Consider the following 13,079-nt stretch of genomic DNA (forward strand, 5'->3'; position numbering starts at 1 on the left):
GGCTCAGTCCGCAACTGGCCGCCCGCCCCGGCCCGAGCTGTTCGCCGGCAGTTCGTCATCACTGCTCAGGAGTGCGTCGTTGTCTTCCCCGCTCATCGCTGCCGAGCCCTCGTCCGCAGACACCCCGCTCGCCGGTCTGGCGAAGATCGCGCTGGGCGACGGCGTCGTCGCGCAGGTGACCGAGGCACTCGGACGCCGTCACCTCGACGTCGTCGCTCCCGGACCGGCCCGGCCGTTCGTGGCCGCGGCCCTCGCCGAACGCACCCACCTGCTGCTGGTCACCGCGACCGGTCGTGAGGCCGACGACCTCACCGCCGAACTGCAGGAGATGATCGGCGACGCCGTGGCGCAGTTCCCGTCCTGGGAGACGCTGCCGCACGAGCGGCTGTCGCCGACCGCCGACACGGTCGGTCGCCGCGTGGAAGTGCTCCGCCGACTGGCGCGGCCGGACGACCGCTCGTACGGCGCCCCGCTGCAGGTCATCGTCACCACGGTCCGCTCGCTGGTGCAGCCCATGGCCCCCGGCCTCGGGGAGATCGAGCCCGTCACGCTGCGCGTGGGTGTGGAGCACGACTTCGACGGGCTGATCCAGCGGCTCGTGGAGATGGCGTACACACGCGTCGACATGGTGGGCAAGCGCGGCGAGTTCGCCGTCCGCGGCGGCATTCTGGACCTGTTCTCACCGACCGCGGACCATCCCGTGCGCGTCGAGTTCTGGGGCGACGAGGTCACCGAGTTGCGCGCGTTCTCCGTGGCGGACCAGCGGTCGCTGGCCGAACTCGAGATCGACGCCGTGATCGCGCCGCCCTGCCGCGAACTGTTGCTCACCGAGGACGTCCGCGACCGGGCAGCTCAGCTCGCGGTCGACAACCAGGCCGACGCCGCGCTCGTCGAGATGCTCGACAAGATGTCGGCCGGCATCCCGGTCGAGGGCATGGAGGCGCTGCTGCCGGTGCTGCGACCGGGGCAGCTCCAACTGCTCACCGACGTGTTGCCCGACGGCGCGCACGTGCTCCTGTGCGATCCGGAGAAGATCAGGACGCGCGCCACCGACCTGGTGCGCACCGGTCAGGAATTCCTCGAGGCGTCGTGGACGGCGGCGTCGATCGGCGGCGCCGTCCCGCTCGACACGTCGGTGTTGAAGGCCGACGGCATCGACCTCGGCGCCTCCGCGTACCGCTCGCTCAGGCAGGTCCGTGAGTCCGCGGAGGCCGCGGGACTGCCGTGGTGGACGCTGAGCCCGCTCGCGTCCGGGAGCGGCGAGGAACTGGAGTTGGCGATCACGCCGGCACCGCAGGTACGCGGTTCCGACGACTTGTTGTCGGAACTGTTCGTGAGCCTGCGGGCACACGTGACCACCGGCGGCCGGGCCGTCGTCGTGGTTGCCGGCGCCGGCACCGCGCATCGAGTCCTCGAGCGTCTGCGCGAGGCCGAGGTGCCCGCGGCGGAACTCGCACCCGGTTCCGAACCCGCGCGCGGTCAGGTGGGAGTGCTGCGCGGTTCGCTCCACGACGGCCTGGTGTTCCCCGGCGACGATTCCACCCCCGGACTCGTCATCGTCACCGAGGCCGACCTCACCGGCAACCGGGTGGCCGCGGTCGGCGACGGCAAGCGGCTGCCGGCGAAGCGCCGCAACCAGGTGGACCCGCTGGCCCTGACGGCCGGCGACATGGTGGTGCACGACCAGCACGGCATCGGGCGGTTCGTCGAGATGGTCGAGCGCACCATCGGCGGCGCACGGCGCGAGTACCTCGTGATCGAGTACGCCGCCAGCAAGCGCGGCCATCCGGGCGACCGATTGTTCGTCCCGATGGAGTCGCTGGACCAGTTGTCGCGGTACGTCGGCGGCGAACTGCCCGCGCTCAGCAAGCTCGGCGGTTCCGACTGGGCCAACACGAAACGCAAGGCGCGCAAGGCGGTTCGAGAGATCGCCGGCGAGCTCGTCCAGTTGTACGCGGCACGCCAGGCCGCGCCCGGTCATGCGTTCGGCCCCGACACCCCGTGGCAGAAGGAGATGGAGGACGCCTTCGCGTTCACCGAGACCCACGACCAGCTGACGGTCATCAGCGAGGTCAAGGCCGACATGGAGAAGGCGGTCCCGATGGACCGCGTCGTCATCGGCGACGTCGGTTACGGCAAGACGGAGATCGCGGTGCGGGCGGCGTTCAAGGCCGTGCAGGACGGCAAGCAGGTGGCGGTCCTGGTGCCGACGACGCTCCTCGCCCAGCAGCACCTGCAGACGTTCACCGAGCGCATGGCGGCGTTCCCGGTGAAAGTGCGTGGGCTCTCCCGCTTCACGGATGCGGGGGATTCCAAGGAGATCATCGCGGGCATGGCCGACGGCGAGATCGACGTGGTGGTCGGCACCCACCGGCTGCTGCAGACCGCGGTCCGGTGGAAGGACCTCGGTCTCGTGATCGTCGACGAGGAGCAGCGCTTCGGTGTGGAACACAAGGAACACATCAAGGCACTGCGGACACACGTCGATGTTCTCACCATGTCGGCGACGCCGATCCCGCGAACGCTCGAGATGAGCATGGCGGGCATCCGGGAGATGTCCACGATCCTCACGCCGCCGGAGGAACGGCACCCGATTCTCACGTATGTCGGTGCGTACGCCGACAAGCAGGTGGCCGCGGCCATCCGACGGGAACTGCTTCGCGACGGGCAGGTGTTCTACGTCCACAACCGGGTCAGCTCGATCGACAAGGCGGCCCAGCGGATCCGCGACCTCGTGCCCGAGGCGCGCGTGGCGGTGGCGCATGGCCAGATGAACGAGGACACCCTCGAGCGGACCGTGCAGGGTTTCTGGGAACGCGACTACGACGTGCTGGTGTGCACCACCATCATCGAGACGGGTCTCGACATCTCCAACGCCAACACGCTGATCGTCGAACGCGCCGACTCGCTCGGCCTGTCGCAGCTGCACCAGCTGCGTGGCCGCGTCGGTCGAAGCCGTGAACGCGGATATGCGTACTTCCTGTACCCGCCCGAGAAGCCGCTCACCGAGACGGCGTACGACCGCCTCGCGACCATTTCGCAGAACTCCGACCTCGGTGCCGGTATGGCGGTCGCGATGAAGGACCTCGAGATCCGTGGCGCCGGAAACGTGCTGGGCGCCGAGCAGTCCGGTCACGTGGCGGGTGTCGGGTTCGATCTGTACGTGCGACTGGTGGGGGAGGCCGTCGAGGCGTTCCGTGCGGCCGCGGACGGCAAGCCGATCACGACGGACGACGCCCCGAAGGAAGTCCGCATCGACCTGCCCGTCGACGCGCACATTCCGCCCGACTACGTCACCAGCGACCGTCTCCGGCTCGAGGGGTACCGCAAGCTCGCGGCGGCGACGGAACTCGACGGCATCACCGCCGTGGTGGACGAACTCGTCGACCGGTACGGGCCGCTCCCCGAGGAGGTCCGGCGACTGGTCTCGGTGGCCAAACTGCGGCTGCTGGCCCGCGCGCACGGGCTCGAGGAGATCGCCGTGGTCGGCACGCAGCTGAAGATCTCGCCGATGCCGCTGCCGGACTCGAAGCAGCTGCGTCTCAAGCGCATCTACCCGAGCGCCCAGTACCGTGCCACCACCGGCATGGTGCAGCTGCCGCTGCCCCGTGCGGGCTCGGGCGGGATCGGCGCGGAGCGGGTGCGCGACGTGGAACTGCTGCAGTACATCGCCGATTTCGTGCTCGCGCTGGACGGCAAGGCCGCCGGGTCCGTGGTGATGGAGGCCTGACCTGATGACGGTGGTTCTGCTCGACCCGTTGCGGCCCACGACCATCCCGATGGAGGCCGTCGGGTTGGTCGGTGACGGCGTGGAGTTCACCGACGAGGTTCCCGACGACGTGCGGACGTTGCTGCGCGCCGCACCGGGGGCCGCCGTCCTGATCAGTACCGATCCCGACCATCCGACAGTGCGTGAGTGGGTCGCGGCAGGCTCCCGAGTCGTCGCGGCACCGAAAGTGCCGGGCGACAACCTCGTCGAGGCCGCCGAGGTGATGGACCGGTTGTGGAGCTACGGCGGCTGGGAAGTGACGCAGACGCACCGGACCCTGTCGCACTATCTCGTCGAGGAGACGTACGAGGTGCTGGATGCGATCGAGTCCGCCGAACCCGGTGATCTGCGAGAAGAGCTCGGCGACTTGCTGCTGCAGGTTCTGTTCCATTCGCGCATCGCGTCGGCCGCGGGCAACTTCGACGTCGACGACGTCGCCGCGACCCTGGTCGCGAAACTCGTGCACCGCAGCCCCCATCTCGGCCAGGACGTCGTGGGCCCGATCGACATCGCCGAGCAGGAACGGGCGTGGGAGATCCGGAAGGCGGCGGAGAAGGCCCGCAGCTCCTGCCTCGACGGCATCGCGATGAGTCAGCCGGCGGCGTCGCTGGCGGCGAAGGTCGTCGCCCGCGCAGGCAAGGCGGGTTTGCCGTCCGAGCTGGTGCCCACGGAGATCACTGCTGACAGCGCGGCGGTGGTCGCCGCCGAGTCGCGGCTGCAGGCGGCGACACACGACCTCATCGCCCGTATCCGCGCGGCCGAGAACGCTGCGCGCGCGGCGGGGAAGAGCGAACTCGCCCCCGCGGACTGGCTCGGTTACTGGACGTCCTGATACAGGGTCGATCAGCTCTATCGCTCGAGTTTGCCAAAATGTAACTGAGTGATGAATCACCCTCGTGTTCGTAGTGCGAGAAAAACAAACCTGAGGTAGTTTAAAACGCGCATAGAAGACCAGTTGGTTGCAAACATGTGTTTCGGAGAACCGTGAGGTCCTCCGAGGAGGGTGTTTGTGGGCTTCGCGCACTGCACGTGGTGGGTATCCGAGCTTCGGTCGGGCGAGGGCCGGTACCCACAGGGGACCACACATTGTGATGCTTCCGGGCCGAGTCGATTGCCCGACGATGAGAGACGGACACATGAGCCTGTACACGCCTGACCGCCTGGAACCTTCCGACGAGACAGACGCGCACGACATCGACGAGGCCGGCACCGCCGACCGCGCGCCGGGCCGCCCGACGGTCACCGTCGTCGTGCCCGCGATGAACGAAGCCAAGAACCTTCCCCACGTGGCCGCGCGCATGCCGGCCGACATCGACGAAATCGTCTTCGTGGACGGCCATTCCGTCGACGACACCGTCGAGGTGGCCCGGAGCCTGTGGCCGGACGCGAGGGTCGTGACGCAGAGCCGCAAGGGCAAGGGCAATGCCCTCGCCTGCGGCTTCATTGCCGCGACGTCCGACATCATCGTGATGATCGACGCCGACGGATCCACCGACCCGGCCGAGATTCCGCTGTTCGTCGGTGCCCTCGTGGCGGGCGCGGACTTCGCGAAGGGAACCCGCTTCGCCGACGGCGGCGGCAGCTCGGACATCACGTTCAGCCGAAAGCTCGGAAACAAGGCGCTCAATGCCATCGTCAACCTCAAGTTCGGGGCCTCGTTCAGCGACTTGTGCTACGGCTACAACGCATTCTGGCGCCACCACGTCCCGGTGATGGCCTTGCCCGCGGTCGACGCGACCGAGGCGCAGTGGGGCGACGGGTTCGAGATCGAGACCCTCATCAACGTTCGGGTCGCCAACGCGGGGCTGAAGATCACCGAGGTGCCGAGTTTCGAGCAGGACCGCATCCACGGTGAGAGCAATCTGAATGCCGTGCGGGACGGACTCCGTGTGCTGCGCACCATCAGGAGCGAACAGCGCACCACCGCGACGCACGTGTCCCCGGCCCCCGTTCCGCAGGGCTGACACCGATGACGGTGTCGACTCTCGTGTCCTGTTCCGTCGTGATCTGCGCGTACACCACCGAACGGTGGAGCGATCTGTACGGTGCGGTCGATTCGGTGCTCACCCAGAGCGTGCCGGTTCTCGAAGTGCTACTGGTGATCGATCATTCGGAGGAGTTGTTCTCCCGTGCCGAACGGCACTTCGCCGGGGAAACCCGTGTGACCGTGTTGCGCAATTCCGAGTCGAAGGGCCTCTCCGGAGCGCGCAACACCGGAGTCCGCGCGGCGAGCGGCGACATGATCGCGTTTCTCGACGACGATGCCCGCGCCGAGCCGGACTGGTATCGCGTGTCCGCCGCCCACTACTCCGACCCCGACGTGCTCGGTGTCGGCGGATTCGCCAGTCCCGTGTGGCCGGCGGACCGCCCCCTGTGGATGCCCGCCGAGTTCGACTGGGTGGTCGGCTGCAGCTATGTCGGTCAGCCCACGTGCATCGAGCCGGTGCGGAACTTCATCGGCTGCAACATGTCTCTGCGGCGCACGGTCTTCGACGCCGTCGACGGGTTCAGCGACGGCATCGGCAGGGTCGGGAAGACGCCGGTCGGATGCGAGGAGACCGAACTCTGCATACGGATCCGCGCCCACCAGCCCGGCGCGCAACTGCTGTTCGACCCCGCGATGAAGGTGGCGCACCGAGTCAGCGACGACCGCACCACCTTCCGATACTTCCTCTCGCGGTGCTTCCACGAGGGCATGTCGAAGGCGCTGGTCTCCGATCTCGTCGGCGCAGGCGACGCGCTCAGCAGCGAACGCGCGTACACGGCGCGCGTTCTCCCGCGCGCCGTCGTCACCGGGATCGCGTCCCCCCGGAACGGTGGGCTGGCCCGCGCCGGTACCGTGGTCGCCGGACTTCTCGTGACCACCGCCGGCTACGCCCGGGGTGTCGCCGGGCTGCGATCGAAGCGGGTGACGGCATGACCGGAACCGTGGACCGCAGGATCGACCTGGTGCCCGCTCTCGTGAGTGACGAGGCACCGACGTGGGACGGGGCCGTCTGGGTCGGCGAACTGCGCGGTCCCGTGCGGGAGGACACCGAGTACCGGCTGGACCGGGCCGAGGGCTATCGGCGTGCCCGGTTGCTCGTGCGGGAAGACCGCGCGCTGCTGGGGTTCGTCGAGCTGGACGTCGAGGACGGCAGACTCGAACCCGGCGAACTGCGCCGCGCACTGGCCGAACTCGCGCCGGAGGCGCTGCGGGACAGCGCCGTGGCCGCTACCGAATCCCGCCCCTCCGTCACGGTGGTGGTGTGCACCCGCGACCGGGTCGACAGCCTGAAGGTCGCGCTGGAGTCGATCCTGTCGCTCGACCATTCCGACTACGAGGTGATCGTGGTCGACAACGCCTCCCGCACGGACGCCACCCAGCGGTACGTCGCCGAACTCGGCGACCCGCGGGTGCGCGTCGTGTCCGAGCCGAGGCCGGGCCTGTCCCGGGCGCGTAACGCCGGAATCCGGGCGGCGAGGACGGAGATCGTCGCCTTCACCGACGACGACGTGGTGGTCGACCCGTACTGGCTCACCGAACTCGTGGCCGGCTTCCGCGCCGGGACCGCGGTCGCGTGCGTGTGCGGAATAGTCCCGAGTGGGGAGATCCGCACGCCCGCACAGGCATACTTCGACCAGCGCGTCGGATGGGCGAGCTCCTGCGTCCCACGGTTGTTCGACCTTGCGGATCCGCCGGCCGACGTGCCGCTCTTTCCGTTCCAGGTCGGTGTCTACGGCACCGGCGCGAATTTCGCCGTCGACCGGCGGGCAGTGTTCGAGCTCGGCGGTTTCGACGAGGCACTCGGGGCGGGCGCCCCCACCGACGGCGGCGAAGACCTCGACATGTTCTTCCGGGTGCTGCACTCGGGGCGGCAGCTGGCCTACCGGCCCGCGGCGGTCGTGTGGCATCGGCACCGGGCGGACAACGAGGCACTCGCCGTCCAGGCCCGCGGCTATGGTCTGGGGCTCGGAGCCTGGCTCGCCAAGATCGCCCTCGACCCGCGCACCGCCTGGCTCGCCCTGCGGATCGCGGTGCGGCAGGCGCCGACCTTTCTCCATCTGTCACGCAAGATGTCCCACGTCGCGACCCCACCGGACGGTCTCGCCGGCGAACTCCCCGTGGGCATCGGGGCCACCGAACTCCGGTCCATCGCGCGCGGCCCGTTCGCGTATCTGAAGGCCCGGGTGGAGGGCCGAGACCCGGCGCCGATGCGAGGGGTGACCCATGACGATGCAGTCTGATACCCGCCACCCGAGCGCGCACGCGGGCCGCTCGGACGGCACGCGGTTCGCGACCTGGTTCGGACCGGAAGACGCGCCGCTGTTGGGCGTCGTCGATCGGCCCGCCGACGGGCGCTGCCGCGGCGCCGTCGTCCTGTGCCCGCCGATCGGTAAGGAACAGGTCGATTCGTATCGCGGAATGGTGTACCTCGCCCAGCAGTTGCGGGCCCAGGGGCTTCTGGTTCTGAGGTTCGACTACCGCGGCACCGGCGACTCGCCGGGCGACCAGGACGATGCCGACGCGGTCGGCGGGTGGCTCGACAGCATCCGGACCGCGGTCGGCTACGTGCGCAGCTGTGGCATCACGGACGTCGCGCTCGTCGGTCTCCGGGTGGGCGCCCTGCTCGCCGCGCAGGTCGCCACCACGTGCGGTCCGGTGCAGGCTGTGGCCCTGTGGGATCCGGTGGTCCGGGGGCGGGCGTACCTGCGCAAGCAGACCTCGCTCCATCAGATGGTGGTCGGGTCCGAGGACGGCGACGATCCTCGGGTCACCCTCATCGGCGCCGTGCTCGCACCGGCCGCAGCCGCGGCGCTGTCGGCGATGAGCGTGCGAGCGGCGACTCCGCCGCCGGGAGCCCGGATTCTGATGGCGTTGCGGCAGAGCGACAGCGATTCGGTCGGGATGCGTGAGTCGGTCGCCGCCTGGAACGCCGAGGAATTCGTCGTCCACGATCACGAATCGTTCCTCGAGCCGCCGGACTTCGTGGTGCGGCTCCCGTTCGACGACATCGATCGGATCGCCGGCTGGATGTCTTCCTCCTTCGGTGACCGCCACACATCCGCGGAACTCGATTTCCGCACCACCGCCGTGGTGGATCGGACCGTCGACGGCAGGCAGGTCACCGAGACGCTGAGCTTCGCCGGAGCGTCCGAACTCTTCACCATCCGCACGTCGGTCGCGGCCGAACCGGCGGCGACCGCCGGAGCCGCGGCGCCGACGGTGATCTTCCACGGCACCGCCAACGAGCACCGCGTCGGACCGGTGCGGCTGTGGGCCGAGACGGCGCGCGAACTCGCGGCGCACGGAATCGTCGGCGTCCGATTCGATCGCCGTGGCACGGGCGACACGGGCCTCGTGCAGCACGGCGAGTGCACCACCATCTACACCGACGAATCCCGCGCCGACGCCGTCGACATCATCGCCGTCAGCGATGCGCAGCCGGAATCCGTGATACTCGCCGGGATGTGCTCGGGGGCATGGAACTCGGCATATGCCGCCCTCCGGCGTCCCGTCCAGGCCGTGATCCTGGTCAACATGGCGGATTGGACCGTCACCCGCAAGGCGTTCGTGAAGCAGTCGACGATGAGTGCCGACCACCATTCGCTGAAGGGTCGCGTTCTCGGGATGCTCCACCGGCACGCTGCCACGGTGAAGAAGCATCTGCGGGTATGGATGCCGTACCGGGGCTGGTTGTGGCTGGGCCGGGCAGGGGTGCTGCAGGTGCCGGAGGTCATGCTCGCACCGCTGAACGAACGTGGTGTGCGCACCACCGTCCTCCTCTCACCGATCGACTTCGCCGCGTTCACGGAAAACCAGGGACAGCGCAGCCTTCGCCGGCTTCGGCGGACCGGCTGGAACGGACGCCTGGTGACCTACCCGTCCGGCGATCACTCCCTGTACAGCACCTCCTTGCGGGACCGGGTCCTGCGGGACGTCCTCGCCACCGTGCTCGGCGAATTCTCCTTCGGCCGTGGCGAAGACGCCGCGGGCGAGGCCAGACCGGAACTGGTCGGATAGCCGTGGGGTCTCCGATGGCGACGCAGTCGCAACCACCGTCGAAACACCGTGCCGAGCAGACACCCCGCTCCGCAGGGCGGAATCTGCAACTCAACTCGATGGCACTGATGGTGTCGAGCGTCGTCACCGGCGTCCTCGGGCTCGCCTTCTGGGGAGCGTCGGCACGATTGTTCCCCGCCGACCAGGTGGGTGTGGCGTCCGCCCTCATCTCGACGGCGATCATGCTGTCGACGCTGTCGAATCTCAGTCTCGGCTCGATGTTCGAGCGTTTCCTCCCCGTGTCCGGGCATCGCGCGGGGCCCTTGCTGGTCAAGGGTTTCGCGGCCGTCGCCACGCTGGCCTTCGTTTCGGCCGTCGGGCTCATCGTCCTGGGACCGCGAGAGACCCTGTTCGAGAACAACCTGGAAATCGCGATCTACCCGGTGTTCGTCGTCGTTCTCGCGCTCTTCGCGCTGCAGGACCAGACCGTCTCCGGGTTGGGCGTGGCCCGGTGGGCGGCGTCCAAGAACGTCTTCCACGCACTGGCCAAACTGCTCGCGGTCGTGATCCTGGCGGCGTCGGGTTCGGCGCTCGCCATCGTCGCGTCCTGGGGCGTCACCGCGGCAGTCGCGGTGGTCGTGGTGCTGACGTCGATGGGCCTGCGTATCCGATCCGACCCCCGGTACCGGCAGCAACCGGCGCTGCCGTCCAACAAGGAACTCGGAGTGTACTTCGGTTCCTCCTACGGTATTTCGGCGCTCGGTGCCATCGCTCCGCTCGTCGTCCCGCTGATCGTCGTCACCCGCGTCGGCACCGCGGCGAACGCCTACTTCGCGGTGACCTGGTCGATCGTCAGCGCCCTGTACATCATGGTCAACCTGATGGTCGGTCCGTTCGTGGCCGAGGCAGCCGCGCATCCGGACAAGATCGTCAGCCTGTCCCGCCGCTTCGTCCGCACCATCGCCGTGGTCGCGGTGGTGGGCGGATTCGCGCTCGCATTCGTCGCGCCGATCGCTCTCGGATTCATCGGCGACGAATACCGCGCCGAAGGAACGCCCCTGCTGCACCTCGCTGCCGTGTTCGTGCCCCTCACCGTCATCGGCGCCGTCTACGACGGCCTCGCACGGGTGTACCGGCGGCTGACCCTCGCCGTCGTCACCCAGTGCCTGACCACGGTGGTCATCATCGTCGGAAGCCTCGTCTTCAGCGCGAAGATCGGCGTCGCGGGTGTCGGCTGGGCGTATCTCGCCGCCGAGACGCTCACCGCCGTCATCCTGCTCGGGCCGCTCGTCTCGTGGCTGCGCCGACTGCAGAACCGCGCCAAATGGGAGCGGTGGCTGGCCAAGAAGAACCTCGACCGGAAACCGATCCCGCAGGTGACCCATGACGACGCATAGAGCGAGTTCCCGAGACATGATGCGCAGCGGGAGCCGGATGATCACCGCGATCGGTCCGGTGCGCCTGCCGAGCATCGGCGAGATCCGCGACACGCTGACACTGCTCGCCCATGCGGGCGGGCAACACACCCCGATCGGGCTCGTCCCGACCACCGCGTCGAACCGGTGGGACCACCGACCGCAGAACTTCCTCGGGAACGTCCAGGAGCTGGGACCCTGCACCCGGGAGGAGGTGCCGCACCTGCTGACCGGGCTGGCACGCGCGGGCGCATCCGCGTACCCGCTGAACGTCGCGGTCGCGGGTGACTTCCTCCTCCTCGACATCTCGCACGGACTCGGTGACGGCAGGCTCGCACTGTCGCTCATCCGGGCCGTCGCCGGCGGACACAGCGGGACGCCGCTCCCCGAATGGGCCCGGACACGTGACAGCGCACTGCCGCTCGCACGCGCCCTGAGCCGGACATTCGCGTCGTCCCCGGCACGTGTCGCGCAGCTCCTCGAAGCGCGGCCCTCCACCGCACACGATGCGGGGCCGGCCGAGGTCGTGTCCTGGCGCAGTGCGCCCACCGCGGTCGTCGAGTCCGCACCCTCCGGGACCACTGCGGAACTGCGTCGCTGGCGGGACCGGGAACTGCCCGGGGCGTCGGTGTCGTCATTGCTGTTCGCGGCCGTCGCACGGGCGATGCGCAGCCGCGGGGTGGGGATCGACGACAAGGTCGACATCCTCTTCGACTGCCGCCGGTACCTTCCGGCGGGCGCGACGGTGAACGGCAACTTCGCTGCCGGCGTGCGTTTCCCGCTGTCGGACCCGGGCGACGCGGCCGAGATGAGCGCGGCCATCGCGCAGGCCACCGCCTCGGGTCGGCCGCTCGCCTCGCTCGCGCTCAGCACTGTCAACTACCGCCGGCGACTGCGGGCCGGCACCGCGCACACCCCGGCTACCCATGTCGCGGCGGCGCCCCGGGCGAGGCTCGTGTACTCCGACATGGGCGAGGCCGCACTGCTGGCCGATCTCGACTGGACCGACGAGCCCGGCCGGAGTCTCGTCACCGCGCTGAGCGAACCCGCCGATCCGGCGTCGATCGTCTTCACCTCGGTGCGGCGCGGTCCCGAACTCGATGTGTCGGCGTCCCTGCACGACAACGTCTTCAACCCCGAACTCGTCCGCACAGCACTTGCGGATGCCCTGTGCGACCCACTGTCTCTCCTGTCTCGAAGGATTGTCTAGCCATGCCCTCACACGTCCTGGAGACATCGAAGCGAACTCCGCTGTACCTCACCGTCGCCGTGCTGCAGTTCTTCGTCGTCGAATTCCTCGTCGCCGGAACCTGGCGCGGTCACTACAGCTACTCCGGCAACTTCATCAGCGACCTCGGGGTCCCCTTCTGCGGCACCGACGGGACCGCGCCGTGCAGCAAGACGTCGCTGCTGATGGACGCGGCGTTCGTCGTGGTGGGTGTCGCGTATGTGGTTGCCGCCGTTCTCTGGTATCGCGCCGAGCGGGTGCTGCCGCTCGGCCCGGTGCTGTTCCTCGTCGTGGCCGGAATCGGCGGAGTGGTGGTCGGGCTGGCACCGTCCAACACACATTGGGAGGTGCATTCGCTCGGCGCCGCGCTGTTCCTCATCTTCGGCAGCCTCTTCACGCTGACGACGGCGCTCACCGCGTGGCCTCAGAACTCGGGGCCGGCGACATACGTCGCCCTCGCCCTCGGCGTGCTCGGACTGGTGGGCTACTTCTGCTTCACGTACTCCTGGGAACTCGGTCTCGGCGTCGGGGGTATCGAACGCGTCGCGGCGTACTCGGTGATCCTCGGGTTCGTCGTCTGCGTGCATCTGGTCACCCAGCTGCAGTCGGTGCGACGTTCCGCCGTCGTCCGGGTCGGGGACAGCGCCGGTGCATAGGCAGCTGAACCGTCCGCGCCGGACCCGC

The 13,079-nt window shown here is 69.1% G+C and carries 9 protein-coding genes; all 9 read left to right on the top strand.

Going from position 1 to position 13,079, the window contains the following annotated elements; genetic code table 11:
* The first annotated feature begins 79 nt into the window (after positions 1 to 79).
* The 9 genes from mfd to RJ1_RS12085 all read left to right on the top strand — a co-directional run bounded on the left by mfd (position 80) and on the right by RJ1_RS12085 (position 13,051).
* Positions 80 to 3,730 (top strand): transcription-repair coupling factor, encoded by a 3,651-nt coding sequence (gene mfd, locus RJ1_RS12045; RefSeq protein ID WP_073360142.1) that lies wholly within the window; start codon positions 80 to 82, stop codon positions 3,728 to 3,730.
* Between the two features lie 4 nt (positions 3,731 to 3,734).
* The gene (locus tag RJ1_RS12050; RefSeq protein WP_073360143.1) at positions 3,735 to 4,601 is read left to right on the top strand and encodes a nucleoside triphosphate pyrophosphohydrolase; all 867 of its coding nucleotides are present in this window, start codon (positions 3,735 to 3,737) and stop codon (positions 4,599 to 4,601) included.
* 304 nt (positions 4,602 to 4,905) lie between these two features.
* Entirely contained in the window at positions 4,906 to 5,733 is an 828-nt protein-coding gene (locus RJ1_RS12055) for a glycosyltransferase family 2 protein (RefSeq protein ID WP_073360144.1), read from the top strand.
* A 5-nt stretch (positions 5,734 to 5,738) separates the two neighbouring features.
* Entirely contained in the window at positions 5,739 to 6,689 is a 951-nt protein-coding gene (locus tag RJ1_RS12060) for a glycosyltransferase family 2 protein (RefSeq protein ID WP_073360145.1), read from the top strand.
* Positions 6,686 to 7,996, top strand: a complete 1,311-nt coding sequence (locus RJ1_RS12065; RefSeq protein WP_073360146.1) for a glycosyltransferase family 2 protein — start codon at positions 6,686 to 6,688, stop codon at positions 7,994 to 7,996. The genes RJ1_RS12060 and RJ1_RS12065 overlap by 4 nt, the downstream gene beginning before the upstream one ends.
* The gene (locus tag RJ1_RS12070; protein WP_240319953.1) at positions 7,980 to 9,773 is read left to right on the top strand and encodes a serine aminopeptidase domain-containing protein; all 1,794 of its coding nucleotides are present in this window, start codon (positions 7,980 to 7,982) and stop codon (positions 9,771 to 9,773) included. The genes RJ1_RS12065 and RJ1_RS12070 overlap by 17 nt, the downstream gene beginning before the upstream one ends.
* Positions 9,774 to 9,775: 2 nt before the next feature.
* A complete protein-coding gene (locus RJ1_RS12075; protein WP_073360147.1) occupies positions 9,776 to 11,149 on the top strand; it encodes a polysaccharide biosynthesis protein in 1,374 nt (457 codons plus the stop codon).
* Positions 11,136 to 12,377 carry a condensation domain-containing protein gene (locus RJ1_RS12080; RefSeq protein ID WP_073360148.1) on the top strand — a complete coding sequence of 414 codons (1,242 nt, stop codon included), beginning with the start codon at positions 11,136 to 11,138 and terminating at the stop codon, positions 12,375 to 12,377. The genes RJ1_RS12075 and RJ1_RS12080 overlap by 14 nt, the downstream gene beginning before the upstream one ends.
* A 2-nt stretch (positions 12,378 to 12,379) precedes the next feature.
* Positions 12,380 to 13,051, top strand: a complete 672-nt coding sequence (locus tag RJ1_RS12085; RefSeq protein ID WP_073360149.1) for a DUF998 domain-containing protein — start codon at positions 12,380 to 12,382, stop codon at positions 13,049 to 13,051.
* The last annotated feature ends 28 nt before the right edge of the window (positions 13,052 to 13,079 follow it).

This window comes from Rhodococcus jostii NBRC 16295 (genome assembly GCF_001894825.1).
Classification (GTDB): Bacteria; Actinomycetota; Actinomycetes; order Mycobacteriales; family Mycobacteriaceae; genus Rhodococcus_F; species Rhodococcus_F jostii.

What these genes read in the sequence shown, in the direction of transcription:
- RJ1_RS12085 (WP_073360149.1), top strand. Translation starts at nt 12,380, where the DNA reads ATGCCCTCACACGTCCTGGAGACATCGAAGCGAACTCCGCTGTACCTC.
- RJ1_RS12055 (WP_073360144.1), top strand. Translation starts at nt 4,906, where the DNA reads ATGAGCCTGTACACGCCTGACCGCCTGGAACCTTCCGACGAGACAGAC.
- RJ1_RS12080 (WP_073360148.1), top strand. Translation starts at nt 11,136, where the DNA reads ATGACGACGCATAGAGCGAGTTCCCGAGACATGATGCGCAGCGGGAGC.
- RJ1_RS12060 (WP_073360145.1), top strand. Translation starts at nt 5,739, where the DNA reads ATGACGGTGTCGACTCTCGTGTCCTGTTCCGTCGTGATCTGCGCGTAC.
- RJ1_RS12050 (WP_073360143.1), top strand. Translation starts at nt 3,735, where the DNA reads ATGACGGTGGTTCTGCTCGACCCGTTGCGGCCCACGACCATCCCGATG.
- RJ1_RS12065 (WP_073360146.1), top strand. Translation starts at nt 6,686, where the DNA reads ATGACCGGAACCGTGGACCGCAGGATCGACCTGGTGCCCGCTCTCGTG.
- RJ1_RS12070 (WP_240319953.1), top strand. Translation starts at nt 7,980, where the DNA reads ATGACGATGCAGTCTGATACCCGCCACCCGAGCGCGCACGCGGGCCGC.